General features: G+C 33.8%; 23 protein-coding genes and 2 tRNA genes. 8 read left to right on the top strand and 17 right to left on the bottom strand.

Annotated elements, in window-relative coordinates; genetic code table 11:
- Window positions 1–20 precede the first annotated feature (20 nt).
- Both nadE and ACRASX_RS02340 read left to right on the top strand, forming a co-directional pair.
- The gene (gene nadE, locus ACRASX_RS02335) at window positions 21–827 is read left to right on the top strand and encodes an NAD(+) synthase (RefSeq protein ID WP_432222292.1); all 807 of its coding nucleotides are present in this window, start codon (window positions 21–23) and stop codon (window positions 825–827) included.
- A 92-nt stretch (window positions 828–919) separates the two neighbouring features.
- A complete protein-coding gene (locus ACRASX_RS02340) occupies window positions 920–1,549 on the top strand; it encodes a LuxR C-terminal-related transcriptional regulator (RefSeq protein ID WP_066310603.1) in 630 nt (209 codons plus the stop codon).
- On the opposite strand, the gene dnaG is transcribed toward ACRASX_RS02340, so the two are convergent.
- The 3 genes from dnaG to rlmN all read right to left on the bottom strand — a co-directional run bounded on the left by dnaG (window position 1,546) and on the right by rlmN (window position 5,885).
- Window positions 1,546–3,522 carry a DNA primase gene (gene dnaG / locus ACRASX_RS02345; RefSeq protein WP_432222293.1) on the bottom strand — a complete coding sequence of 659 codons (1,977 nt, stop codon included), beginning with the start codon at window positions 3,520–3,522 and terminating at the stop codon, window positions 1,546–1,548. The two genes, ACRASX_RS02340 and dnaG, sit on opposite strands and share 4 nt — an antisense overlap.
- Window positions 3,523–3,739: 217 nt before the next feature.
- On the bottom strand, window positions 3,740–4,717 hold the full coding sequence (locus tag ACRASX_RS02350) for a polyprenyl synthetase family protein (protein WP_432222294.1): 978 nt from the start codon (window positions 4,715–4,717) through the stop codon (window positions 3,740–3,742).
- Window positions 4,718–4,841: 124 nt separating this feature from the next.
- Entirely contained in the window at window positions 4,842–5,885 is a 1,044-nt protein-coding gene (rlmN, locus tag ACRASX_RS02355) for a 23S rRNA (adenine(2503)-C(2))-methyltransferase RlmN (RefSeq protein WP_066310611.1), read from the bottom strand.
- Between the two features lie 184 nt (window positions 5,886–6,069).
- Between rlmN and ACRASX_RS02360 the strand changes: the two genes are divergently transcribed.
- Window positions 6,070–6,369, top strand: a complete 300-nt coding sequence (locus ACRASX_RS02360) for a hypothetical protein (protein ID WP_432222295.1) — start codon at window positions 6,070–6,072, stop codon at window positions 6,367–6,369.
- A gap of 196 nt (window positions 6,370–6,565) precedes the next feature.
- Window positions 6,566–7,207 carry an O-methyltransferase gene (locus ACRASX_RS02365; RefSeq protein ID WP_432222296.1) on the top strand — a complete coding sequence of 214 codons (642 nt, stop codon included), beginning with the start codon at window positions 6,566–6,568 and terminating at the stop codon, window positions 7,205–7,207.
- A 247-nt stretch (window positions 7,208–7,454) separates the two neighbouring features.
- On the opposite strand, the gene ACRASX_RS02370 is transcribed toward ACRASX_RS02365, so the two are convergent.
- The 8 genes from ACRASX_RS02370 to ACRASX_RS02405 form a co-directional block, all read right to left on the bottom strand.
- Entirely contained in the window at window positions 7,455–8,018 is a 564-nt protein-coding gene (locus ACRASX_RS02370; protein ID WP_432222297.1) for a phosphatase PAP2 family protein, read from the bottom strand.
- Window positions 8,018–8,344: a Sec-independent protein translocase subunit TatA/TatB gene (locus ACRASX_RS02375; protein WP_066310621.1), complete on the bottom strand. Its 327-nt coding sequence runs from the start codon at window positions 8,342–8,344 to the stop codon at window positions 8,018–8,020. Before ACRASX_RS02375 ends, ACRASX_RS02370 begins: the two co-directional genes overlap by 1 nt.
- Before the next feature lie 108 nt (window positions 8,345–8,452).
- Complete coding sequence (locus ACRASX_RS02380) at window positions 8,453–10,696, bottom strand: M1 family metallopeptidase (protein WP_432222298.1); 2,244 nt, start codon at window positions 10,694–10,696, stop codon at window positions 8,453–8,455.
- 66 nt (window positions 10,697–10,762) lie between these two features.
- Window positions 10,763–11,269, bottom strand: a complete 507-nt coding sequence (locus ACRASX_RS02385) for a DUF6702 family protein (protein WP_432222299.1) — start codon at window positions 11,267–11,269, stop codon at window positions 10,763–10,765.
- Window positions 11,266–12,021 (bottom strand): hypothetical protein, encoded by a 756-nt coding sequence (locus tag ACRASX_RS02390; RefSeq protein WP_432222300.1) that lies wholly within the window; start codon window positions 12,019–12,021, stop codon window positions 11,266–11,268. Before ACRASX_RS02390 ends, ACRASX_RS02385 begins: the two co-directional genes overlap by 4 nt.
- Window positions 12,011–12,733, bottom strand: coding sequence for a carboxypeptidase-like regulatory domain-containing protein (locus ACRASX_RS02395; protein WP_432222301.1), 723 nt, complete (start codon window positions 12,731–12,733; stop codon window positions 12,011–12,013). The genes ACRASX_RS02390 and ACRASX_RS02395 overlap by 11 nt, the downstream gene beginning before the upstream one ends.
- Window positions 12,720–12,893, bottom strand: coding sequence for a hypothetical protein (locus ACRASX_RS02400; RefSeq protein ID WP_432222302.1), 174 nt, complete (start codon window positions 12,891–12,893; stop codon window positions 12,720–12,722). Before ACRASX_RS02400 ends, ACRASX_RS02395 begins: the two co-directional genes overlap by 14 nt.
- A 579-nt stretch (window positions 12,894–13,472) precedes the next feature.
- Window positions 13,473–14,216 (bottom strand): carboxypeptidase-like regulatory domain-containing protein, encoded by a 744-nt coding sequence (locus ACRASX_RS02405; protein ID WP_432222303.1) that lies wholly within the window; start codon window positions 14,214–14,216, stop codon window positions 13,473–13,475.
- A gap of 149 nt (window positions 14,217–14,365) precedes the next feature.
- Here ACRASX_RS02405 and pepE point away from each other — a divergent pair, with 149 nt between their 5' ends.
- On the top strand, window positions 14,366–15,073 hold the full coding sequence (gene pepE, locus ACRASX_RS02410) for a dipeptidase PepE (RefSeq protein WP_432222304.1): 708 nt from the start codon (window positions 14,366–14,368) through the stop codon (window positions 15,071–15,073).
- 43 nt (window positions 15,074–15,116) lie between these two features.
- Here pepE and ACRASX_RS02415 read toward each other — a convergent pair.
- Together ACRASX_RS02415 and ACRASX_RS02420 are read right to left on the bottom strand one after the other, a co-directional pair.
- Window positions 15,117–15,189: transfer RNA gene (locus ACRASX_RS02415), tRNA-Gly, on the bottom strand.
- Window positions 15,190–15,251: 62 nt separating this feature from the next.
- Window positions 15,252–15,324: transfer RNA gene (locus ACRASX_RS02420), tRNA-Gly, on the bottom strand.
- 401 nt (window positions 15,325–15,725) lie between these two features.
- Here ACRASX_RS02420 and ACRASX_RS02425 point away from each other — a divergent pair.
- Window positions 15,726–17,330 carry a L,D-transpeptidase family protein gene (locus ACRASX_RS02425; protein WP_432222305.1) on the top strand — a complete coding sequence of 535 codons (1,605 nt, stop codon included), beginning with the start codon at window positions 15,726–15,728 and terminating at the stop codon, window positions 17,328–17,330.
- Here the strand turns inward: ACRASX_RS02425 and ACRASX_RS02430 are convergent.
- Window positions 17,319–18,038, bottom strand: coding sequence for a murein L,D-transpeptidase catalytic domain family protein (locus ACRASX_RS02430; RefSeq protein ID WP_432222306.1), 720 nt, complete (start codon window positions 18,036–18,038; stop codon window positions 17,319–17,321). The two genes, ACRASX_RS02425 and ACRASX_RS02430, sit on opposite strands and share 12 nt — an antisense overlap.
- Before the next feature lie 245 nt (window positions 18,039–18,283).
- On the opposite strand from ACRASX_RS02430, the gene ACRASX_RS02435 reads away from it, so the two are divergent.
- Both ACRASX_RS02435 and gpmI read left to right on the top strand, forming a co-directional pair.
- Window positions 18,284–20,701, top strand: a complete 2,418-nt coding sequence (locus tag ACRASX_RS02435; protein WP_432222307.1) for a DUF5916 domain-containing protein — start codon at window positions 18,284–18,286, stop codon at window positions 20,699–20,701.
- A gap of 142 nt (window positions 20,702–20,843) precedes the next feature.
- On the top strand, window positions 20,844–22,361 hold the full coding sequence (gene gpmI / locus ACRASX_RS02440; RefSeq protein WP_432222308.1) for a 2,3-bisphosphoglycerate-independent phosphoglycerate mutase: 1,518 nt from the start codon (window positions 20,844–20,846) through the stop codon (window positions 22,359–22,361).
- 150 nt (window positions 22,362–22,511) lie between these two features.
- Here the strand turns inward: gpmI and ACRASX_RS02445 are convergent, their stop codons facing one another.
- The 3 genes from ACRASX_RS02445 to ACRASX_RS02455 form a co-directional block, all read right to left on the bottom strand.
- Window positions 22,512–23,060 (bottom strand): DUF6646 family protein, encoded by a 549-nt coding sequence (locus ACRASX_RS02445; protein WP_432222309.1) that lies wholly within the window; start codon window positions 23,058–23,060, stop codon window positions 22,512–22,514.
- A 247-nt stretch (window positions 23,061–23,307) separates the two neighbouring features.
- Window positions 23,308–24,054 (bottom strand): hypothetical protein, encoded by a 747-nt coding sequence (locus ACRASX_RS02450; RefSeq protein WP_432222310.1) that lies wholly within the window; start codon window positions 24,052–24,054, stop codon window positions 23,308–23,310.
- A gap of 333 nt (window positions 24,055–24,387) precedes the next feature.
- Window positions 24,388–25,614, bottom strand: a complete 1,227-nt coding sequence (locus ACRASX_RS02455) for a DUF445 domain-containing protein (RefSeq protein WP_432222311.1) — start codon at window positions 25,612–25,614, stop codon at window positions 24,388–24,390.
- Between the last annotated feature and the right edge of the window lie 28 nt (window positions 25,615–25,642).

The following is a 25,642-nucleotide window of genomic DNA, read 5'->3' on the forward strand; positions in this document are numbered from 1 at the left end:
ATCTAAAAACGTGAACTATTATGGCTAAAAAAAGCACCATTCAGACTGAAAAAGTAAATGATTATATTGTTCAATGGCTAAAAGAATATGCAACAACTGCTAAAGTCAATGGTTTCGTAATTGGAATTTCGGGCGGAATTGATTCGGCTCTAACGTCAATTTTGTGTGCACAAACTGGCTTAAAAGTATTATGTGTTGAAATGCCAATTCATCAAGCAAAAAGTGAAGTTTCACGAGGACGCGAACATATCAAAACATTAAAAGACTGCTTTTCGAACGTTTCCAATATAGAAGTAGATTTGAGCGCTACTTTTGATGCTTTTAAAACAAGCGTTCCCGATGACCTTAATTTAGATAAGCTAAACCTCTCATTAGCGAACAGTCGTGCTAGATTACGAATGTCAACGCTCTATTATCTTGCCGGAATTCATGGTTTATTAGTGGCCGGAACAGGAAATAAAATTGAAGATTTTGGAGTTGGATTTTATACTAAATACGGAGATGGCGGAGTTGATGTGAGTCCGATAGCAGACTTGATGAAGTCTGATGTATATGCGTTATCTGCATTTTTAAGCGTTTCAGAATCTATTTTGACAGCTGCTCCAACAGACGGATTATTTGGAGATAGCCGAACAGACGAAGAACAATTGGGCGCCAGTTATGATGAATTAGAAGAGGCAATGTTAGCAGACAAAGCAGGAAATACAGCTGAAAATTTTTGGGGTAGACAGCAAGAAGTTTTCAAAATTTATAAGAGATTAAATACAATTAATCAACACAAAATGAACCCGATACCAGTATGTTTAATTCCAGATACGTTAAAATAATCTTTATTTATGTTGATTTGCAATTATTTACAGAATTTATTTATTAATTTTACAGATCCAAAAACACGAACAATTCTAAAAAAGGTAAAATTATGATTAAAGTATGTTTAGCAGACAACCACCCTGTGACGCACTTTGGTGTAAAGTCTTATTTCAAAGACCACAATGATATATCGATTGTTGCCAACGTGGGAAACTTTTCGATGGTAAGAGATATCCTTCAAACAAAAGACATTGATGTCTTAGTCCTTGACTTAGCTCTAGAAGGTTTAGCTAGTATTTTTGAAGTGAAAGCTTTGCTGAAAAATTTCCCAAAGACAAAAATTATTATATACAGTGATCTTTCGGAGCAAATGTATGCGCCGAATGCTATTAAAGCTGGTGTATCAGGTTATGTACAAAAGACAGAGAAGTTAGAGACTCTCGGAAATTCTATCGTGAAAGTTCACGAAGGTAAAGTTATTATTAACGAAAATGTTCGCAAAAACATGGCTTTAATAGCCAAGCAAAGTAAAAGCGAACGTTTGTACAGAAAACTTTCTAATAGAGAAGTTGAAGTATTGCGTTATTTAAGTGATGGTAAAAAGAATAATGAAATTTCAAAAATTCTTAACCTAAACGAAAAAACAATTAGTACGTATAAATTACGTTTACTAACAAAATTAAACGTGACTAACTTAGTTGACTTAGTTAATAAAGCAAAGACGTTAGAAATTATTTAATGATAACGCGACATGACGCGACCTAGTTTTTTCGAAAACGTATTAACTAGTTTCGAGTAATCCATTATCATCATTAAAAGCTCTGTATTATCTGAATTTGCATCAGATTGTATAGAGCTTTTTAATTCTTCAATAATACTACCAACCAAATACCATCGCATTGATAATATAATCTCTGAAACATATTGTGCTATCGAAGCTGATTTATTTTTTGGAAAAATATTCTGACCTTCCCAATTGTGCATGACCAGCTGCTCGTCTTCCATAATAATGTCCGTAACCTCACGAGCAAATTCGGGCTGAATGCGCATTAAATACTGCTCTAAGCTAAAATTTTCTACTTGATTGTAATAGGTAATTAAATCGGTGAAAATTTTCCGAAACAACTCATTAGACAATTCAACTTCATCTTCCTGCAAACTTAAAAAAATGCGTTCGTATACTTTATATTCTTTTTTCTCCGAATACATTTCTACTTCACCTTCTTCGTTTGTTTTTAACAGAACATCTTCAAACTCTTCCGTTTTATTTCCATATAGCAATAAAATTTCAATTATTTTTCGCTCTAACCGATACAAAATATCAACTTTTTCTGCTTCGGCAGGATTCTCGTTTTTTACAATTTCAAAAGCTCTTTGTTCTTGCTTTTGTTTTTTACCGATTTCTACAATGTCTTTTTGAACCAGTTGTGCCAAAGTACTAACCAAAACTTGTTCAGAAATATCCATAATTCTAGCACATTCCTGAATGTAAATTTCGCGCTGGATTCTATCTGGAATTTTTGAAATACTAGTCACCATATCCCGAATCAAATCGGCCTTTTTTACAGGATCATTTTTAGCTTCATTCATTAAAAGCGATGCCTTAAACTGAATAAAATCTTTTGCATTTGCTTCGAGGTAGTGAACTAAATCTTCATGCGAAGTCTTTTTTGCAAAACTATCCGGATCTTCTCCATCAGGAAATGTACATACTCTTACATTCATTCCTTCCTCTAGAATCAAATCGATTCCACGCACTGACGCACGCAATCCCGCAGCATCTCCATCAAATAAAACGGTGATATTTTTAGTTAATCTATTAACTAAACGAATCTGATCTGGTGTTAAAGCCGTTCCCGATGAAGCGACTACATTTTCAATTCCAGCTTGGTTGAACTGAATTACATCCGTATACCCTTCAACCAAAAAGCAATTGTTTAATTTGGCGATTGATTGCTTCGCCTGAAAAATACCGTACAATACTTTACTCTTATGGTAAATATCGCTTTCGGGTGAATTTAAGTACTTTGCCGCTTTCTTATCATTAGTTAAAATACGACCTCCGAATCCTAAAACACGTCCTGACATACTATGAATCGGGAACATCACACGACCTTTAAAACGGTCGAATGGTCGGTCTTCTCTGGCGATTGTTAAACCAGTACTTTCTAGAAACTCCATCTGAAATCCTTTACCTAAAGCTTGTTTAGTAAAAGCGTCCCAAGTTTCGGGAGAATATCCTAATGCAAACTTTTTAATAGTTTCGCTGGTAAATCCTCTTTCTTTAAAATAAGAATATCCTATCGCTTTTCCTTCTTCGGTATTAACCAAAACATCTTGAAAATATTTGGCCGCAAATTCAGAAACCAAATACATGCTTTCCCGAACATCTGTAATTGCTTTTTCGGCGTCTGTTTGTAGTGTCTCCTCTATCTCGATGTTGTATTTTCGAGCCAAGTATTTTATAGCTTCAGGATACGTAAAGTGTTCGTGCTCCATTAAGAAAGCGACCGAGTTCCCGCCTTTGCCAGAACTAAAATCTTTCCAAATTTGTTTTACGGGAGAAACCATAAATGAAGGAGAACGCTCATCAGAGAACGGACTCAATCCTTTATAATTGCTTCCTGCTCTTTTTAATTGCACAAAATCGCCAATAACCTCCTCTACACGAGCGGTTTCAAAAACGGTATCAATAGTACTTTGAGAAATCAAAAGGAATTATTTTAGAGGGTTAAGAGTCTGCAAAAATACACAAAACTGAAGAGTTAGGTACTTTATAAATCGAAAAAAACACTTCTGTGAAAGTACTTCATTGCGATATAATTAATTGAGAAAATTACAATTGAAACGAAGATAAACTACAAATGAATCCTTACATTCATTGTAATTAAATTTTGAAATTGAGCGTATATTTTTAAAAATAAAAAACTTATTTTTTTCGCTCGATAACGTAGTTAACCATTAAAATCAGTGCTTCTTTATAATCTGAATTTGGGTAATTGTCAAGTAACAAAAGAGCTTCCTGTTGAAATTCGATCATTTTATTTTCGGCGTAGATCAAACCATTTTTTGCTTTTACAAATGCAATCACTTCTTTGACACGCTTTTTGTCTTTATTGTGGTTTTTAATGGAATTGATTACCCATTTTTTTTCCTTAGGAGAACAAGTATTTAAGACATATATAAGGGGCAATGTCATTTTTTGCTCTTTTATATCAATTCCGGTTGGTTTTCCGATGGCTTCGTCTGTATAATCGAATAAATCATCTTTAATTTGAAAAGCCATTCCGATGAGTTCACCAAATTTACGCATGTTTTCTACTTCTGCCCCATCTTCAATAACCGATTTGGCACCCAAAGCACAACAAGCAGCAATAAGTGTTGCTGTTTTTTTGCGAATGATTTCATAATAAACCGTTTCGGTAATATCTAGACGACGTGCTTTTTCTATCTGAAGCAGTTCTCCTTCGCTCATTTCACGAACGGCAACCGAGATAATTTTCAGCAAATCAAAATCGTCGTTATCAATAGAAAGCAACAATCCTTTGGAGAGCAAATAATCACCCACTAAGACAGCAATTTTATTTTTCCATAAAGCATTAATCGAGAAAAATCCGCGACGTCTGTTGCTATCATCCACAACGTCATCATGCACCAATGTCGCCGTATGAATAAGTTCGATCACACAAGCGCCACGATACGTTCGCTCATTTACGCTCCCGCCTGCGACCATTTTTGCAGTTAGAAACACAAACATAGGACGCATTTGTTTGCCCTTGCGGTTCACGATAAAATAGGTGATTCGATTCAACAATGCCACTTTGGAAGTCATCGATTCATAGAACTTTTTTTCAAAAAGTTCCATCTCACGAAAAATAGGCTGTTTTATTTGCGAAGTAATGTTCATCTAGATGCCAAATATACTACTTTGAGTAGAGAATTCAATTATGGAAACTAACTTTTGAAAAACCATTTTGCTTTTAAAAGGTACCGTCTCCTACTCTTAATTTAAAAAAAAACTTTACGATCAATTAACTTTCTTTATTGGCCAATTGGCCACATGCGGCATCGATGTCTTTTCCGCGACTACGACGTACTTTTACCACAATTCCGCTTTTTTCTAAAGCACTAATGTAAGCGTTTATTGACTCTTCTGAAGCTTGCTGAAATTCGCCATCATCAATCGGATTGTATTCGATCAAATTGACCTTGCAAGGCACATATTTGCAAAATTTAACCAAGGCATCAATTGATTCTTTATTGTCGTTAATTCCTTTCCAAACTACATACTCGTATGAAATTTTACTTTTAGTTTTTCGGTACCAATATTCTAAAGATTCACGCAAATCAGCCAGTGGAAAATTAATACTAAAAGGCATAATTCTAGCTCTAATTTCATCTATAGCAGAGTGTAACGAAACTGCTAATTTGAATTTTACTTCGTCATCGGCCATTTTCTTGATAATTTTTGGAATACCAGAAGTCGAAACCATAATCCGTTTCGGCGACATGCCTAATCCTTCCTCTGAAGTAATCATAGCAATTGCCTTAATGACATTGTTATAGTTCATCAGCGGCTCACCCATTCCCATAAAAACAATGTTGGATAGCGGATGATTGTAATACAAACGACTTTCTTTATCGATAGCCAACACCTGATCGTAAATTTCGCCAGGTTCTAAATTTCGCATTCGTTTTAAGCGCGCTGTAGCACAAAAATTACAGTCTAAGCTACAGCCAACCTGACTAGAAACACAGGCTGTAGTTCGAGTTGCTGTCGGAATTAACACCGACTCTACCACTAAACCATCGTGCAGGCGAACTGCATTTTTTACCGTACCATCAGAACTGCGTTGCATCAGATCTACTTTAATGTGATTAATCACAAAATTATCTTCGAGCATAGCACGAGTTCCTTTGGCCACATTGGTCATATCATCAAAGTTATGCGCTCCTTTGCTCCACAACCATTCGTAAACTTGGTTTCCGCGGAATGCTTTGTCTCCATTAGAAACAAAAAAATCACGTAATTGTTCTTTAGATAGCGCTCTTATGTCTTTTTTATCAATTTGCATGGTGCAAAGTTACTAAGTATTTATTGAATCGGTAAGTGTCCTAAAAACTTTCTTACGACTGCTTTACTTTAAATAGTTTCGGAAAGATGCAAGATCAAAATTATGTAACGAAATTCCTTAACTTTATAAATAAATTACAACCGCAATTTTTACATTTGAACCACTTTTCAAACCTAAATATATTATGAAAAAACAAATTATAACAATAGTAGCAGCTGTTCTTTTGTGTACTACCGTGCAATCGTGTAAAAAGTCTGCAGATCGACCTGACGGACTAGAATTGACGCCAGGACAAAAACTAGACACTTTATTAGAAGACATGAATGAAAAAAGTGATACCGCTAGTGTAAAAATCGATAGCACTATTGAAAATATTAAACGAGCAACCAAAAAAGGGGCTAAAGCAGTAGAAGGAGCAGCAAAAGATGTTAAAGAAGGTGTGGAGAAAACTGCAGACAACGTTTCAAAAGAAATGAAAAAGTAAGAGTAATTGCATGTCGCTTTATTTTTTAATTGCTTTTTAGAAAAATGGATATAAAGGATTCCTGCGAATTAAGTTCGTATGAATCCTTATTTATTTTTTATATGGCAATCTGAAATGCAATAGTAAAATGGCCTTAAATATTTTGTAATTTTGTCACCAACAAAAGCAATACTTCCCTTTATCAAAAATTTATAAAATGCATTTTATTTCAGAAGAATTAGAAGAGTATATAGAGCAACATTCGGAAAGAGAACCCGAATTATTAGCTAAATTAAACAAAGAAACGTACCAAAAAATATTACTACCTAGAATGTTAAGTGGTCATTTTCAAGGTCGTGTTTTAGGTATGCTTTCTACGTTAATTCGTCCAATAAATATTTTAGAAATAGGAACTTACACTGGCTACGCTAGTTTATGCTTATGCGAAGGAATGCAGGAAAAAGGTCAGTTGCATACGATTGATATTAAAGAAGAATTAATTGACTTTCAACGAAAATATTTTGACCTATCTCCTTGGGGTTCACAAATTTTTCAGCACTTGGGTGAAGCAACGACTATTATTCCGGATTTGGATTTGAAATTTGATTTGGTTTTTATTGATGCCGATAAAGAAAACTATATTAACTATTGGAATTTGATTGTTCCTAAAATGAATAAAGGCGGTATTATTTTGTCGGATAATGTTTTGTGGAGCGGAAAAGTTTTAGAACCTGTCCATAAAAACGATACCAGTACTCAAGTACTTTTAGAATACAATGTTTTACTTCGAGACGATCCTAGAGTAGAAACAGTTTTGTTACCTATTCGTGATGGATTGACCGTTAGTAGAGTTTTGTAGAAGAGTGGTTTTTCCAAGAAAGCTTCTAAAAACACTTAAGCGACAGATTTACAAAGGTTTTTGAGTAATATTCAAAGGAGATTAGTTACCTAGATGCTCGACAGATTTGTAGAGAAAAATTCAAAGTTTAAAACTTACTATATTTTGAACTAGTATACCCATAGCCCTGGTAGCAGCGGCATCCTTTTGTTATCTTTTTTAGGCAGCAAAAAATACAGCGATTGACAGTAAATAACTTCTAAAAAAACTAAACTGGAAAGTATTTTGCTTTCACTTTTTGATAAATCTTAAAGATTAAAAATCCTAAAATTGCACCAGCAGCGTATCCTGATAAAATATCTAAAGGATAATGCAAACCTAAGTAAATACGGCTGTATGCGAATACCAACGGCCATAAAAAGAGTACGTAAAAGTATTTAAAATGCTTGTTTAAAACACAATATAAAAAAGTAGCAACCGCCATTGTATTGGAAGCGTGTCCAGAGAAAAAGCTAAATGATTTTCGAACTTGAACGATTCGGATAAAATCATTAATTTCTGGATTATTGCACGGGCGTAAACGCTGTACCGAATTTTTGATCAGGTTTGTCAATTGATCTGTACAGGTGATTAGAATTGCAATAAAAAGGATTAAAAACAATGTTTGCTTGACACCCAGCTTTTTGTAAATAAGATAAAACAATAGTAAAAAAAAAGGCGTCCAGTAAGCTTGTTTGGTAACGATAAGCCAAAAAGCATCAAAATTTTCCGAACCCAAACTATTAAGAAAAACGAATAATTTGGTATCTAACTGCAGTAATTTTTCTAACATTAGCGCATACGTTTTATAGGACCTGTAATGGTGTCAATTTCTTCTCTTGTTTTTTCAAACTCGGCCGTTGCATCTCCCAATAATCCGCTTTTGGCTTTGGCTATTTCTTCGTTGATATTACCCGTCAAATCGCTTAGTGTTTTTTGATCGAAACCATTTTCTTCGGCTCCTTTCTGGATTTCACTTTTTAAATCGTTGGTTGCATTTTTAAGTTGAGCCATAGCTTTACCCATCGTACGCGCAATTTCTGGCACTTTATCAGAACCAAAAAGCATTAAAACTATAAACAAAATGAATATTAATTCTCCGCCGCCTATTCCAAACATAATTGTATTTTTTTAATCTGCTACAAAGATAATTAAATTTGTAGCCTTGTGCTTTAAAATTATATTAAATAAAAAAAGACTCTTAGTGAGTCTTTTTTTATTTAATATTTAGTCAAATTTTGATTTTGTAACCACTTTTGGCCAGACATTATTAGTTACATCAATATCTGCGGTTAGCAATTTAGGATCAATTTGTATCTTTTTTATTGCTTTTTCGGTCGCATAAACTTTTTTAGCACTGCTGTTATTTTTTCTCCAAATTTGAGCTGGATACTTAAACTCTTCTTTGCTTCCATCTTCGTAGGTCAGCTCAACTAAAATTGGCATAATCATTCCGCCTGGTTTATTAAACTCTACTTCGTAAAAATATTTCGGCTTTTTAATAGTTGCTTTTTCATCTGTAGAAAAATTCTCGTTGATGTAAGAAACTAACGGTTGCATTTGCGCTACTTCTAATCCTTTTTTGTTGGACGATTGGAATTCTTTGTGATCACCATCAATTAAATATACAAACGGACCTTCTTCTACACCAAAACGACCTTTTCTAATTTTTACATTTTTCAATTCCGCCGTCGGATTTTCTGAAACATAATATTGTTTTACGTCTTTAATTCCGATATCTACATAGTCGGTCGAGTAAAACCATCCTCTCCAGAACCAATCCAAATCTACTGCCGAAGCATCTTCCATTGTTCTAAAAAAATCTTCGGGAGTTGGGTGCTTGAATTTCCATCGATTGGCATAGGTTTTAAACGCATGATCAAACAATTCATGCCCCATTACCACGTCTCTCAAAATATTTAGACCTGCAGCAGGCTTTCCATAAGCATTGTTACCAAATTGAATAATTGTTTCTGAATTAGACATAATTGGCTCTAAAAAATTCTGATCACCACTCATATAGGGAACGATGTTTTTGGCTGGCCCTCTACTGGAAGGATAATTTGGATCTAATTCTTGTTCGGCTAAATACTCTAAAAAAGAGTTTAAACCTTCATCCATCCAAGTCCACTGGCGCTCGTCTGAATTTACAATCATTGGGAAAAAAGTATGTCCTACTTCATGAATAATTACACTGGTCATTCCATGTTTAATGCGATCGCTTGTTACTCCGTTTTCATCTGGACGACCGTAATTCCAACAAATCATTGGATATTCCATTCCTTGATCTTCGGCAGAAACAGAAACGGCTTTTGGATACGGATAATCAAAAGTGTGAGCCGAATAACTTTTTAAGGTATGCGCCACCACTTTTGTAGAAGTCTCCCCCCATAATGGATTCGCTTCTTTTGGATACAACGATTCTGCCATAACCACTTTATCTTTTAACTGAACGGCCATTGCATCATAAATAAATTTTCTAGAAGAAGCGATACCAAAATCACGCACATATTTAGCGCTAAATTTCCATGTTTTTTTCTGGTCTGAAAATCCTTTTTCTGCTGCTTCCGCTTCTTCTTGAGTAACAATTACTACTGGCTCATCAAAAGACTTTAGTGCTTTTTCGTATCTCTTGTTTTGTGCCGCGGTAAACATTTCGCTTCTATTGGTTAATTCACCCGTTGCATCAACCACGTGATCCGCTGGTGCTGTAAAGTTGACGTCAAAATTTCCAAATGGCAAAGCGAACTCTCCTCCACCCCAAAATTGCATGTGCTGCCAACCTTCTACGTCATTATAAACCGCCATTCTTGGATAGAATTGTGCAATTACATATAATTTATTTCCTTCTTTTTCGAACAATTCATAACCAGAACGTCCCCCTTCTTTTTGATAATTATTAATGTTGTACCACCACTTGATCGAAAACGTAATTTTAGCTCCAGATTTTAGAGGAGTTGCCAAATTAATACGCATCATGGTTTGATTGATGGTATGTGACATTGGATTTCCTTGTGCATCTTTTACATATTCGATATGAAAACCGCGATCTGGACCTTCTACTAAATATTTATCAGCAAATCCACCAACAGTAAGTTTTTGACTTACTTTTTCATTTTCAGCTAAAGGTGATTGTGAATTTTTAGCACGCATATTTTGATCCAATTGAACCCATAAATACTCTAAATTTTCAGGAGAATTGTTAGAGTAAGTAACCGTTTGAGAACCCATGATTTTCGAGTTCTTGTCGTCCAATTCAATATCCATTTTATAATCGGCTTGTTGCTGATAATAAGCAGGACCTGGAGCCCCAGAAGCAGTGCGAAACATGTTTGGTGTAGCCAACAAATCGTACATCTGACTGAACTTGTTCGTATCGTATTTTCCTTGTTGTTTTGGGGTAACTGCAGTAGTGTTTTCTTGTGCAAATAATAGCGCTGGAAAAAACAGCAGTAATGAAATTTTCTTCATAAAAATGGTTTTGGTCATTTAAGCAGGCGTGAAAATAAAAATAAATAAATATTTTTACCGTCGTTTTTAATACTTTAACACTTCTTTCCGTGAAGATTCTGTAAACAGAACCGTCTTTTTAGTGCCATTTATTAAAAAATGTGTAATGTTTTGTTGTTCTCTGTTCCAATCTATTAGAAGGGTATTACTCACTTCTAATGCTTTTATTTTAGTGACATCGGTAATTTTAGTGTAACAAACTACAACATTTTGATCTTCGGTCTCTTTAGACACAAAAACGATTGCTTTGGATTGACCGTTAACTTTGACTAAAAAATTTTCTGACAAGTACTTTTTTAGTAAAGTAACATCTGCAGCCGTTTCTTTTTCGGTACCAACATTAGTTTTTAATTTGTATTTTTTTTCGATCGCATCATTGAGATCATCAATAAAAATTCTTGACGTTATTTGCAACATTCTCTTTTCTGGAACATAATCGACTTGATATACTCCCACATAAAATTTATGGAAAGAAAAAGCCGAAAAAAGAAAAAGTAACAAAATTAAAGAGGAATTTAGAACTATTTTTTTCATTTTTCAAAAGTAACAATTCTTTTATATTCTTTATTTTTATTGATTAAAAAATCGATTAATTGAAATTTTGATTCTGGTTTTAAATATTTTCTAGATTCTCTATCGTTCGCACAATACATTAAAAATAAATCGATTTCATCTTCTTTTAAACGCAACTCTTCTCTATAAAACGTCGGACTAAAATTGGCTTGCGCATATTTGGAAAACGTGATATCTTCAATATATTCTTGTTTGTCTTCTGGCTTCGGTTTTAGGGCTTTCTTAACTTCCTTAAACATTCGAACAAAATCAATTCCGTCTTTTATCGTTTGATTGGAGTGCATGACTTGGTTGGTTGGTGAAGAATTGGCATCATCAAAATATTGACCATCAACAATTACTTGTGTGCCACCCGATAAAGATTCGTCTTTAAATTTACTACCAACCACAACTTCATTTAATTGATTGTTAATTAATTCTAGCTGAATCAACACTGCTTTTTCCTGAAAATCAGCCGCTTTTACAACAATTTTTTTCGATTGAAAAACCATTCCCGAAAACAAAAGCGTGTCTTTAGCTTTAGCCATAATAGCAAATGCGCCATCTTTATATATATAAGTTCTGGTTTGCGCATTAATATTTAAAACATAACCGCTTTCTATTGCCAATGAATCGTTTTGCACTTTACCATTCAACAATTTTCTATCATTCGTTTGAGCAAAACCAAGTTGCATTAAAATAAATAAAATTCCTGTAAAAAATTTAGTCTTCATTTTCAATTATTTTTAGATATTCCTGAGCCAATTGTGTGATTAAAAACATACTCATGCTTTTATTTTTAGATTCTAAGGTACGCATAAACTCAGGATTTTCAATGCAGTAATATTGAAATCCTTTTATGTGATCTGCAGGAATCTTTAGTCTTTGGGTGTAATAATCTTCCTCGAATAATCCTTCAATCTTGTACAGCATTCGCTCTTTTTTCTCAACTATTATTTCTTTTTTTAACATTTTTGATCGACCCGACATTGCATTGAGTAGCGCATCAATTGGAGTTGAGTTTGCAGTGTACAGTTTACGTTCGGCAGCGGTATATTTTTTTTGACCATAGGGAATGATCCCTAGGCTTTCAGCCGATATATTCGACTCATTAATCACCACTTCTTTTAATTCAATGCTTTTTGCTTTCATTTTTATAGGAAGAAAATTAAGCGCTAAGTCAGAAGAAGTAATTCTTTTTTTATAACCCTCTAAATTTATCGCAGAAAAAACCAGAACATCACCTTCGCGAATTACAATCGAAAATAGACCGTTGCTATCTGTAATTGTGGTCAGTTGCGTTGCATTGTTCACAACAGTTACACCATCAACAGAACTAGAATCAGCAAATACTTGACCGTTCATTTCTTTAGACAGCAAATTTTGTCCGAAAGTAAAATGAGTAATTGCAAGAAAAATAAAAAGGAAGGAGTTATTCGTTTTCAATAGTTATTGTATTTTTATATTGTTGCGCCAACTCAACTAATAAAAACTCGGCGGCACTTTTATTTTCTAAGTTTATAATTTTCATGAAATCCTTATTTTCTACCACATAATACTGAAATCCTGCCACATGATTCGGAGGAATTTTTAAGTCACTAATCAAATACTTTTGACCGAAAAGCTTTTGCGGTAGCTGTACAGCAGTTTCTTTATTTTCACTAGAAAGCTCTTTTTCTAATCTCTTTTTACGTTAATTAACTGCGTTTAATAATCCATCAAAATATATTCCTCCCAAAGGTATAAGCAAAGGACTATACCACTTGAACTAACCAGCCGTGTACAATTTACGCTCAGCAGCGGTGTATTTTTTTTTTTGACTCAATTAAACTAATTCAAGTCTCGTAGCATTAATACTGGGGCTACTATCTACAGAAGCTTGTTCTACTTCAATGCTTTTCGTTTTCCTTTAATCGAAAGAAAAGATAGCGACAGATCTGCTATTGTAATTCTTTTTTCTAATGCTTCTAGATTTACTCCCAAAAAACAAGAACGTCATTTTCTTGAATCACGATTGAAAACAAACCAATAGTCGGTGACTGCAAAATGTTGCGTTGTATTATTGACAATCGTAACCGATTGTAGCGCAATTAAATCGGCAAATACTTGTCCCTTTATTTCTTTACTACTAAAAGTTCGTCCAAAAATAATTTGACTACAAATAGAGAGAAGAAAAAGTAGGGTTTTATTCGTTTTCACAAGCAATGATGTCTTTGTATTTTAATGCTAATTCACCTAATAAAAATTCTGTTGCTACTTTATTCTTCGAATTTAAAATTTTTGTAAAATACGGGTTTTCCACGGCATAATATTCAAATCCCTTTACATAATCTTCGGGAATACTTAATTTGTTCACAAAGTGATTGCGATCAAACAATTTTTCAAGCATTTCCATAAAATCTTCCTTTTTCTCTACCGCTAATTCTTTTTTTAGCATTGCCGTTCTACCTGAAATTAAATTCAGCACAGGATCCAAGCAAATACCTCCTCCAGCACCTTTTAAATCGGTTGCGGTTTTTAATTTTCTTTCTGCTGCAGTGTAGCTTTTTGTGTCTTGAGGAATAATTCCTAATGCTCGTGCATTAGTTCCGTTATAACTTCGAACCACCACTTCACGAAGCTGATTGGACTGTGCACTTAATTCGATAACTAAAAAGTTAGTTATATTGAGTTTTTCATCTACTTGCACTTGCATCTCCTTGGTCATCAAGGAAGAAAATACGACTATATCTCCTTTTTTTACAGCAATGGAGAACCGACCCTCTTTATCTGTTTGAACGCCCTTTTCGCTAGTTTTATTGATTACAAAAACTCCCTCTAGCGGATTATTGTATAAAGTAGTAATTCCTGTAATTTGTGTCGGAAAATGCTCTTGAGCAAAAAATTCTTGCGAAAATGCTAAAACTACAAAAAGAATAAAATGCCTCATATAAGGTGGTTTATAGCTGTAAAAGTATCTCAAGCAACTCCAAATTTAATGCTAACGACTTGGTAAATAATTGTTAATAAAAAAAAGATGTTCGGTTAAAGAAGAGGAGCATTTAGTATCTTTAAGGTCAGTTAAAAAATAAAATTCTCATGAAAAATAGCATCGTTGCCAGCACTTCGACACTACACGGAGGCGCCTACTTAGAATACCTGTTGCCCACTTTACAAAATCATTTTAAAGGTTGTAAAAGAATACTATTTGTACCTTTTGCTAGACCGGGAGGAATTACGCACGAAGACTATACTGCTACCGTGCAATCTGCTTTTAAAACAATCGATATTCAGGTAAATGGACTGCATGAATTTGAAGACAAACAAAAAGCTATCGAAGAGGCCGAAGCCATTTTTACAGGAGGAGGAAATACGTTCTTATTAGTATCGCAATTGTATAAGTATACTATAATGGGTGTTTTATCGGAAACGCTAAAAAAGGGCACACCTTATTTAGGAACAAGTGCAGGCAGTAATATTTGCGGACTTTCAATGCAAACCACTAATGACATGCCAATTATTTATCCACCAAGTTTTAAAACCTTAGGATTAGTTCCGTTCAACTTGAATCCGCACTACATGGATCCAGATGCACTATCCAAACATATGGGAGAAACGAGAGAAACCCGAATCAAAGAATTTCATGCTTTTAATACCGTTCCTGTTTTAGGCTTACGCGAAGGAAGCTGGCTCGAAGTAAAAGGCGAAAAAGTTATCTTAAAAGGAAAATTAAGCGCTCGTTTATTCGAACAAAATAAAGAACCACAAGAACTAGATCCAGAAAGCGATTTAAGTTTCTTAAATTAGAAGTAATAAAAAACCCGAAACTCATTGAGTTTCGGGTTTTAAGAGCGAAAGACGAGGCTCGAACTCGCGACAACCAGCTTGGAAGGCTGGAGCTCTACCAACTGAGCTACTTTCGCATCGGAATTGTAAAAACAAATTATTTTTTCAAATAATTAAAACAACTCTAAATTGTATTTAGAGCGAAAGACGAGGCTCGAACTCGCGACAACCAGCTTGGAAGGCTGGAGCTCTACCAACTGAGCTACTTTCGCATTTTTGGTGGTGCAAATATAGAGAATTAGTTATCTGTAAAACAAGTTTTTTTGAAAAAAAATAAATAAAAAAACCGGCACCTCTACTAATCTGTTAAAAATTAAAAAGTTATAACTTCAAGAAATCATTTAAAATCTAGAACGAAAACAAAAATCATCGCACAAAAACATATCGATGCGTTTTAATTGAGTTACAAAGAGGGCAAATTCAGTTAAGAATTACAAATATAAAGGACGTTCTTTGCCTAGCAAAAATAATAGAGAACATTTTAAATTAAATATTTGTAAGAATTGTTTTCTTTTAAACAGCAGTCGTACTTTTGCAAAAAATTAATCAACCAAAAAAATGAAGTACTTGCTCAACATCGTTCAAGTTTACTTACCTCTTAAAACAAAACACAATGACTAGGTTTTTTACTTGTATTGCTATTATCCTATTGTTTACTAATTGTAAAAAAGAAGATGCGGGCGCCGCGAAAAATGGAGAAACTTTGGATTCTGCAACTATTATAACACCAGCAATTGTAAAAGATAACGAGCGAAAAATAGCGATTGACACGGCACAACTTTCTGTTTTTAAAAGTCAGCTGCTGGTGAATTTTTACAAATCGTCTGGCTACGAAACAGTTTGGGGCAATTTAAAAAAGCGTCAATTTGTTTTATTTCAATTAGAAAAAGCAGAAGATTATGGCTTAAACCCTGCTGATTATCATGTCAAAAAATTACAAGATTTTGAAAAAAAGATTTCAGAGCTTAATGACAAACAACTCATTGCTTACGACTTAAATTTAACAATGAATTTTCAGAAGTTTTTACTTCATTTATATAAAGGAAAGTTAGATCCAAAAAAATTGTACACCGACTGGGAATTAAAAGCAAAAAGCTTTAATGTAAATGAAGTTTTAATTACCGCTTTTAACGATGACAATTTGGAAACAGCTTTACTAAAAAGTCAACCAAAAACGTATACGTATCAAAAACTCATCAATGCTTTAAAACTTATAAATACTTTTCCAGAAGACAGTGTGCACCGCATTCAATCGGCAGATAAAATTGTATTAAATGATACCAATAGCGAGGTAATTAAAATTAAAAAAAGATTGCGTTTTTGGAAAGATCTGCCAAAATCAGAAAGTTTATCGGCTGTTTACAATCAAAAAACATTTGATGCTGTTAAAAAATTTCAGTCCAGACATGGCTTAATTTCAGACGGTGTGGTTGGCAAAGGAACTGTGGCTGCACTCAATTATTCTAAAGAAAAAAGAAAACATCAGATAATAGCTAATTTAGAGCGCTGGCGTTGGTATACTGATGAATTTACAGGAAATTATTTAATTATTAATATTCCCGATTACAGTTTACAAGTCGTAGAAGAAAAGGATACAGTGCTAAGCAGAAACGTAATTGTCGGCACGAACAAACGCAGAACACCAATTCTTACCTCAACATTAAAGACAATTGTCTTTAATCCGACATGGACCGTTCCTCCAACGATTTTAAAAGAAGATGTTGTTCCTTCGATGCAAAAGAACAGAAATTATTTAGCTAAAAAGAACATTACGATTTATGATAAAACAGGAACAGTAGTTGATCCGCAAGACTGGAATGAAAATAATCCGCATGCGTACCGATATGTTCAAAAACCAGGCAGAAGTAATTCTCTAGGTTTGATGAAAATTTTATTCCCAAACAATCATAGCGTTTATTTACACGACACCAATCACAGAGGTTCTTTTGATCGACAAAACCGCTCGATGAGTTCAGGTTGTGTTCGTATTGAAAACCCGCTAGATTTAGCCGAGCATTTACTAAACGACGCAAAAAACTGGTCTACGGAAAAAATTGATTCTCTTATTGTAACCGAGAAAACTACTGGGGTTCGCATTACTAAAAAATACGAATTGTACCAGTGGTACTGGACGGCTTGGAGCGAACCAAACCAATTGCAGTTTCGCCCTGATATTTACAATTTAGATGCTGATTTGTATGCTAAACTAAGAAACTAAACGAGCCAGAGTTACTGTACTTCTTGAAGGATGATAAATATACAAACAAGATTTATTTTTTATTGTTTCAATAATTTCTTGTTTTAATTCTTCTGGAATTGCAGGACAACCCAAACTTCTTCCCAAACGACTATTATTTCTAATAAATGAATTAGAAACATAATTAGCTCCATGCATTACAATCGCTCTAGATCTGGCATTGTCATTTACACCGCGTTCTAGACCATCTAATCGCAAAGACATTCCATGCTTGCCTTGATATACTTCGCCAGTTTTATAAAAGCCTAAACTGCTTTTATTAGAAGAATCTACATTTGAAAATGAAGTAGCAAATTCTTCACCTGTATTTCTGCCGTGTGATACTAAAGAATGATATAAAATGGTATTAGTAGATAAATCGATTACCCAAAGTCTTTTTTCGTTTGCCGATTTACTAAAATCAATCAGCGTTAAAATATCTTTGGTAATGATTCCTTTTTCTTTTAATTCGTAAAAACCTTTTAAAGCTTCAGTAAAACTATCCATTTTTGGAAGTTCGAAACTATTGGTATGAAGATTATGGTAGATGGATTCAATTTTCGCTTCGGCACTAATTTTAACCGTTGCAGCAATTACTCGTTTGTTTGTAGAAACTTTCTCTGTAGTGTTATTAGAAGCTCCAAATGATAGCAACATGAATAACAATGTAGGATAAATACTGTAAATCATTGAATGTGTTTAAGTTATATTTGTTTCGAGGCATAACAAAAGTAAAAAAAAATTATACCTGACAAAACTTATAAACAATTAAATTACCCTATTTATTGCATTTTTAACACTATTTATTACATCATTCACACCTATGTATTAAAAAACCTATAAAAACGCCTCTTCAAAAATTTTTAAATTTACCTAAAACTGTAACGGATCCAAATTTTTGTAGTCTATTAGAAAAAGCTATATCAATTAGAGTTATGAAATCAATCGTCTATTACTTTCTTCTATTATTAACCACAGTTAGTTACGGTCAGAAAAAGATATTAAAAACTAATGCTATCACAGCAAACATTATAATAGATGGTAAAACTGACGAACAAGCTTGGCAGGAAACCGACGTTGCCAAAGACTTTGTAATGTTTGAGCCAGACAACGGAAAACCAATTCCGTACGAAAAAAGAACAGAAATTAAAATTATTTACGATAACGATGCACTTTACATTGCAGCGATAATGTATGACAATGAACCTACTAAAATTTTAAAGGAAATTACACAACGAGATAGTTTTGGAACGTCTGATCTTTTTGGTGTTTTTATAAATGGTTTTAACGACGGACAGCAAGATTTTCAATTTTTCGTTCCTGCGTCTGATAGCCAAGCCGATTGTATTACCACAGATGCCAATGGCGAAGACTATTCTTGGGACGCCGTTTGGGACAGTAAAGCGCTGATAACCGATTTTGGCTGGGTCGTAGAAATGAAAATTCCGTATGCTGCGCTGCGTTTTTCGGCAGATAACAAACAAACTTGGGGGCTTAATTTTTTTCGAGAAATAAAAAGAGACCGAGAAAAATATACTTGGAATCTTATTGATACCAAAATTGGAAGTTTTACACAACAAGCTGGTATTTTGCAGGGTATCGAAAATATTAAACCTCCTACTCGATTATTTTTAATGCCATACACTTCTTTTTATCTCAATGCAGCCGAAGGACAAAAAACCTACGGAACATTGAAAGGTGGATTGGATATTAAGTACGGAATTAATGATGCTTTTACTTTGGATGCCATTTTAGTTCCAGATTTTGGTCAAACTAAATTTGACGATCAGATTTTAAATTTAGGTCCTTTTGAACAGCAGTTTAATGAAAATCGTTCGTTTTTTACGGAAGGAACCGATTTATTTAGCAAAGGTAATTTGTTCTATTCCCGCCGAATTGGCGGCTCTCCTTCGACAACGATAGAATTAGCAGAAAATGAGGAATTTATCGAAAATCCGTCTGCTGTCAATCTAATAAATGCATTAAAAATTTCGGGACGAACCAAAGGCGGTTTAGGAATTGGAATTTTAAATGCGATCACCGAAAAGACACATGCAGTTATTACTAACACAGTCACCAATGTAACGCGTCGTGAAGTAGTAGAACCTTTGACCAATTATAATGTTTTGGTTTTGGATCAACGATTTAGAAAAACCTCATCCATAGCCTTTATTAATACCAATGTAACTAGAGATGGCGCTTTTAGAGATGCGAATGTTTCGGCCCTGACTTGGGATTTAAATACCAAAACCAATACATTCGGAATTACAGGAAGTATGAAATACAGTTTAATTAATGAATTGGAAGATAAAAAAGGTTCATATGCTGACATAAATTTTGCCAAAACAAGCGGCAAATACCGTTTTAATTTGGGAGCCGATTTGGTAACTAAAGATTTTGACTCAAACGATTTAGGAATAAATTTTTACACTAATTTTTATAGCTTTTTCAGCAATGTCAATTATCGTATTTTAAATCCAACCAAAAGTTTCAATAAGCTCAGGCTGAATTGGAATGGGTATCTTGAATACAATAAAGAAACGGGTGCTTTACAAGACAATAATTTTAATGTCAATACCAGCATTACAACTAAAAAAAATAATTTATTTGGCTTTGGAATCGGCGTAAATCCGCTGGAAGTATTTGATTATTACGAACCTCGTGTGGCCGATCGTTTTGTAGTAATTCCTAGAAAAATTGAAAACTGGATTGACTTCTCTACCAATTACAATAAAAAATTTGCTGTCGATATAAATACTCGAGTTACTTTTTTAGACGAACCAGGCCGCGCTATTTATGACGTTGCTGTTGGTCCGAGATACCGTTTTAGCGATAAATTTTTGTTAGTTTACAATTTTAATTTCATCAAAAACACGAACGACAAAGGATATGCTGATCGTATCGATGCCGATTTTAACACTACTACTCCCAAAACGATCATTTTTGCCAATAGAAATGTCATCACTTACTCAAATTCTATTTCAGGAAAATACGCACTCAACAGCAGAATGACTTTTAATTTATTAGTTCGTCAATACTGGTCTTATGCCGAAAACAAGCACTATTTATCTTTGAGTAATGACGGGACTTTGACTGACTTCGCAACTTATTTAACTAACAAAAACTCCAATTTCAACTCTTGGAATGCTGATTTATCGTACGCTTGGTGGTTTGCTCCAGGAAGCCAACTTTCGCTACTGTATCGTAATAGTGGTGCTGGTTTCGAAAGAGAAATCAACAAGCATTTAGGCGAAAATGTTTCTGCTTTAATTAATAATTCGAAACTGAATCACGTATTTTCAATTAGTATTAAGTATTTTATTGACTACAACGTGGTTAAAAATAAATTTTAGAATGCATATATTTTAAAAAAGAATCCCTTCTTTAAAAAAATAATTGTTTTTTGGTACGGTTCTCTTTATATAATACAATAGTAGCACCGATATTCTTCAAGGTTTTACAAATGCCTTATCTTTGTTAAAAATTAAAATAAAGATGAACAAGAAAGTAATACTAATGATTTTAGACGGTTGGGGAAAATCTCCTGATCCTAAAGTTTCTGCCATAGACAACGCCAACGTTCCATTTATAAACAGTTTATATACCCAATATCCAAGCGCGCAATTACGTACTGACGGTCTAAACGTAGGTTTGCCTGAAGGTCAAATGGGAAATAGCGAAGTAGGCCATATGAATTTGGGTGCTGGTCGTATTGTGTACCAAGATCTAGCCAAAATAAATTTAGCTGTTGCTAATAAAACACTTGCCAAAGAACAAGTATTAATCGATGCATTTTTATATGCAAAAGAACACAATAAAAAAGTACACTTTTTAGGATTGGTTTCTGATGGTGGCGTGCATTCGCACACCTCTCATTTACGCGGCTTAATAGATGCATCTCAACAATACGGATTAGATAAAGTATACGTTCATGCGTTTACAGATGGACGTGATGTAGATCCAAAATCGGGTAAAGGCTACATTGAGAATCTTCAAAATTACATTAAAAATACGCCTGTAAAAATTGCCTCGATTATTGGACGCTATTACGCAATGGATCGCGACAAACGTTGGGAACGCGTCAAATTAGCATATGACTTACTTGTAAATGCTGATGGTGCAAAGGCATTAGATCCTGTTGCAGCCATGGAAGCAAGTTATCAAAACAATATAACCGATGAATTTGTTGCTCCCATTGTAATGGTGGACAGCGATCAAAAACCGCTAGCTACAATTGAAGAAGATGATGTGGTTATCTTTTTTAATTTTAGAACAGATCGTGGGCGTGAACTGACAGAAGCTTTGTCGCAGCAAGACTTTCACGAACAAAACATGCATAAACTAAACCTGTATTATGTAACCTTGACCAACTACGACGAAACGTATCAAAACGTAAAAGTGGTTTACAACAAAGATAATATTACTGAGACTTTAGGTGAAGTTTTAGAAAAAGCAGGCAAAAAGCAAATTCGCATTGCCGAGACAGAAAAATATCCGCACGTAACCTTTTTCTTTTCGGGTGGACGAGAAAATCCGTTTGAAGGCGAATCTAGAATATTGAGAAATTCCCCAAAAGTAGCAACCTACGACTTGCAACCAGAAATGAGCGCCTTTGAATTAAAGGATGCGTTGATTCCCGAGTTGAACAAACGCGAGGTTGATTTTGTATGTTTAAATTTTGCCAATGGCGACATGGTTGGTCACACCGGAATTATGAGCGCAGCAATATTAGCTTGTGAAGCGGTTGACACTTGCGTAAAAGAAGTTATTGAAGCAGCTTTAGCTAATGATTATACTACAATTGTCATCGCCGATCACGGAAACTGCGAAACAATGATTAATCCTGATGGTAGTCCAAATACTGCGCATACTACGAATCCGGTTCCAATTATATTGGTTGATAAAGATTTAAAATCGATAAAAGATGGTGTTTTAGGTGATATTGCTCCCACTATTTTAGAATTGATGGGTATTGCGCAACCTGCAGTAATGACTCAGCATTCTTTGTTGTAATTTTAAAAAATCTTTTAGTACATTTCAAATAAAATTAGAAAGTGGGTATGAAATTAATTTCTCAAACCCACTTTTTTTTAAAAATATATCTAGAATAAAGTCCAGTTTGCGTTAAACAAGCCAATTAATCAGATTTTTTTAATTGCCTGTTTACAAAGTAAAAGAAACTCCTGCACTTACTACAGGCTTAAGGTAAAAATTATAATATACCCTTGTAGACGATTCATCGATTAAAAATTTATCCGCTATAATAGGACAGTAGCCATTAAAATATACTCCTAGATTTTCCATAAAAAAATATTTAAATCCTGCTTGGACTCCAGCACCATTAATACCACCAGACGCACCGACATAGATATCGATAGATTCACCATCCATTTTAAAAAAAGGTGTTAGGTGTACGTTTAATGACGCAGCCATATTCATTTTTTCAAAAGAATCTGCATTATCTCCATCATTAATGTTAATGCCCCAAGAATCATAAATTGGAGGCAATGTTTCAGTTTTAAAAACGTAGCCATAAATGAATCCAATTGATAAATAATTAGACAGTCCGATTTCATAACCAACTTCAGCACCGATTCCTTTATCCTGAAATGATACTCCAACTGAATATTTATCATCATAAACGTCGTCCCAAGCTTGTGAAAACGCATTAACTGCAAAAAGCAAGCATCCCAAAAGTAGTGTTTTTTTCATACGGGTTTTTTAAGTATTTTTGATTTATCGGCTGAATTCTGCTTGCTTTTTTATAGAAAGTATATTTAAAAATAAATATGTAGTATTGATATTATACATAAAACCGAACTGATTTTTAGAAATAGTTCGGTTTTATATGTAAAAGCAGTTCGTTAAATTTTCTTATTCTTGAGTAGATTTACCTCTTATTACTAAAGTTGAATTTATTAAAAAGCACTGAACTAATACATTGTAAAAATAGACAAACTTACTTTTTCTTCTTAGGCGCACTATTACTTTTGCTAGCACTATTAGAAGTGCTTTTAACCTTGGTACTTTTAGTAAGCTCACTTTTAGTTGTAGTAGCTTTAGGAGTTATATAACTATTATAGTACTCTACTACCTTTAACATATCGTCAGACTTATATTCTTTATTTTTAATTTTTTCAGCAATCACAGCATTGTCTTTAAAGTAATATTGTCCATACTCCCTAAAGAATACATTATAACCAATACCTCCACCAACAGCAAAGACAGAAACTAGTACTGGGTAATCTTCGTCTTTCTTTTTTAAATAATGATTACTAGCTGCCTCTACTACTCTCATCGAATCTTTTTTGATTCCATATTCTTGGCCTCCAAGGTAAACCGATACCTTTCCTTTTTTTATTAAGCAAATCCAACCCTCATCTAAAACTTTAAACTCAGTACCTTTTGACTTATAAACTTTAGTTTTTGTCCAGACAAAAGTATAAACCTGTTTCTTGTTACTGTCAAATAACTGAATTGAATCAATATCAGCACTCACTATTTTTTGATGATTTTTTTTATCAATTTTAATTTTTACTTTTTTAGCGTTAAATTTTGGAAAATCAACCTCACCGCTAATCTTTTCATTATTTTTTTTGAAAATAATCCCATCTGCCTCTTGTTCTCCTAATCCTAAGCGAATTGTAATTTGAGAGTGTGCTAAAGAACTTATTAATAGAACAGTTATTATCAATAATTTTCTCATTTTTTTTATTTTAAATAATTAATTGTAAAGGATGCAAATATATAAATTAACAATTAATTATTAAGAAAAATAATCTACTAACGAGGCGGATATAATACGCTATTAATCAGAAGATTGTATGACTTCTAATTGTTTTGGAGATTATAATTTTAATAAAAGTGTATTAAATAGTTAAGACGAAGTGGTACATACTATTATAATCCATCACAAATAATAGAAAAGACGAATCAATTAGCTATCGTGTACCTTTCTTTCAAATGAATTTTTAAAGCTGTAGAAGTTAATTGAAAATCAAACCTTAAAAGATTGTTGGTATAGAGCAGTCTTATTTTTTTATATAAAATGTTCTACAAAATAAATTACTAGCCCAACAAATCCACCGACTACTGTTCCATTGATTCGAATGAATTGCAAATCCTTACCTACTTCTAATTCTAATTTTTCGGCTATTTCTTTTTTATCCCAACTCTGAACGGAGGTTGCAATTAAATCCCCAATTGCTTTTTTATTTCGAAGTAAAACGCCCAACACATCAACTTTAAGGAAGTTGTTGATTTTGTTTGTCATCACCACATCATTTTGAACATTAATTCCGAAATTACGAATCATGTTCGCTAAGTTTTCCTTAATCTTAGAATCCTTACCCTTATCCAAATCATCAGTAATTGCACTTTTCAATTCTTGCCAAATCGAGCCAATATAATTTTGCACTTCTTCTTTTTGCGTAAATTCTATAATCAAAGATGTAATCTTTTGCTGCATTTCTGGAGAGTTTTTCAACTCCTCAATAAAGTTTAACACATACAAGTTAATTTTCTTTCGGATAGCGCTTTCTGGCTCTTTAGCCATTAACAAAAATTCATACAAACCGTTAAAAACTCCATCTGCAATTTTTTTATCGGCTACACCCAATGTATACCACGGTGTTGCTTTTTTAACTTTTTCTCTAATTTCCGCTTTATTAGTCTCTAGTTCGGTTGCCAAAATAGCTAATACGTTTGTAATTAGTTGCTCCTGTTTGTCACTTTTAGACAACGATTCCAGTCCAATTGCTATCCATTCACCAAAGTTCATTTCTTGCAATTTTTCTTCAAATTGTTTTTGTATAAAGTTTTTTACATCGGCATCATCTATGGTTTTTAAAACACCCTGAATAATGTTTTCGACTACTAATGTGGCAATAGTATCTGCGTTTTTCTCTTCCTGCAACCAGCTGGTTGCTTTACTTGCAAAATCAAATTCATCCAATTTCAGTTCTAATTTTTCCTTGATCAAAAATTCATCCGAAACAAAAGTTCCTAAATTCTGACCAATCGCATCTTTATTGTTCGGAATCAGGGCCGTATGTGGAATCGGAATTCCCAACGGATGTTTAAACAAGGCTACTACTGCAAACCAGTCGGCAATTCCACCGACCATTGCGGCTTCACTAAATGCTTTCAACCATCCTATCTTATAATGATTTGCAACAAAAAAGCAAATTACTGCCAATCCCAAAACACTCAATGCGACCGTTTTCATTTTGGTTAAGCTGGCTTTTTTAGCTTGATTATTGTCCATATTATTTCCTTTTAAATTTTAATATACG

Origin of the sequence: Flavobacterium sp. TMP13, from assembly GCF_050847115.1 — a bacterium.
Taxonomy (GTDB): Bacteria; Bacteroidota; Bacteroidia; order Flavobacteriales; family Flavobacteriaceae; genus Flavobacterium.

What these genes read in the sequence shown, in the direction of transcription:
- rlmN (WP_066310611.1), bottom strand. Translation starts at nt 5,885, where the DNA reads ATGCAAATTGATAAAAAAGACATAAGAGCGCTATCTAAAGAACAATTA.
- ACRASX_RS02375 (WP_066310621.1), bottom strand. Translation starts at nt 8,344, where the DNA reads ATGTTTGGAATAGGCGGCGGAGAATTAATATTCATTTTGTTTATAGTT.
- ACRASX_RS02425 (WP_432222305.1), top strand. Translation starts at nt 15,726, where the DNA reads ATGACTAGGTTTTTTACTTGTATTGCTATTATCCTATTGTTTACTAAT.
- ACRASX_RS02430 (WP_432222306.1), bottom strand. Translation starts at nt 18,038, where the DNA reads ATGATTTACAGTATTTATCCTACATTGTTATTCATGTTGCTATCATTT.
- ACRASX_RS02350 (WP_432222294.1), bottom strand. Translation starts at nt 4,717, where the DNA reads ATGAACATTACTTCGCAAATAAAACAGCCTATTTTTCGTGAGATGGAA.
- ACRASX_RS02450 (WP_432222310.1), bottom strand. Translation starts at nt 24,054, where the DNA reads ATGAGAAAATTATTGATAATAACTGTTCTATTAATAAGTTCTTTAGCA.
- ACRASX_RS02340 (WP_066310603.1), top strand. Translation starts at nt 920, where the DNA reads ATGATTAAAGTATGTTTAGCAGACAACCACCCTGTGACGCACTTTGGT.
- ACRASX_RS02385 (WP_432222299.1), bottom strand. Translation starts at nt 11,269, where the DNA reads ATGAAAAAAATAGTTCTAAATTCCTCTTTAATTTTGTTACTTTTTCTT.
- ACRASX_RS02380 (WP_432222298.1), bottom strand. Translation starts at nt 10,696, where the DNA reads ATGAAGAAAATTTCATTACTGCTGTTTTTTCCAGCGCTATTATTTGCA.
- ACRASX_RS02435 (WP_432222307.1), top strand. Translation starts at nt 18,284, where the DNA reads ATGAAATCAATCGTCTATTACTTTCTTCTATTATTAACCACAGTTAGT.
- ACRASX_RS02390 (WP_432222300.1), bottom strand. Translation starts at nt 12,021, where the DNA reads ATGAAGACTAAATTTTTTACAGGAATTTTATTTATTTTAATGCAACTT.
- ACRASX_RS02445 (WP_432222309.1), bottom strand. Translation starts at nt 23,060, where the DNA reads ATGAAAAAAACACTACTTTTGGGATGCTTGCTTTTTGCAGTTAATGCG.
- ACRASX_RS02360 (WP_432222295.1), top strand. Translation starts at nt 6,070, where the DNA reads ATGAAAAAACAAATTATAACAATAGTAGCAGCTGTTCTTTTGTGTACT.
- ACRASX_RS02455 (WP_432222311.1), bottom strand. Translation starts at nt 25,614, where the DNA reads ATGGACAATAATCAAGCTAAAAAAGCCAGCTTAACCAAAATGAAAACG.
- ACRASX_RS02370 (WP_432222297.1), bottom strand. Translation starts at nt 8,018, where the DNA reads ATGTTAGAAAAATTACTGCAGTTAGATACCAAATTATTCGTTTTTCTT.
- nadE (WP_432222292.1), top strand. Translation starts at nt 21, where the DNA reads ATGGCTAAAAAAAGCACCATTCAGACTGAAAAAGTAAATGATTATATT.
- ACRASX_RS02365 (WP_432222296.1), top strand. Translation starts at nt 6,566, where the DNA reads ATGCATTTTATTTCAGAAGAATTAGAAGAGTATATAGAGCAACATTCG.
- ACRASX_RS02405 (WP_432222303.1), bottom strand. Translation starts at nt 14,216, where the DNA reads ATGAGGCATTTTATTCTTTTTGTAGTTTTAGCATTTTCGCAAGAATTT.
- gpmI (WP_432222308.1), top strand. Translation starts at nt 20,844, where the DNA reads ATGAACAAGAAAGTAATACTAATGATTTTAGACGGTTGGGGAAAATCT.
- pepE (WP_432222304.1), top strand. Translation starts at nt 14,366, where the DNA reads ATGAAAAATAGCATCGTTGCCAGCACTTCGACACTACACGGAGGCGCC.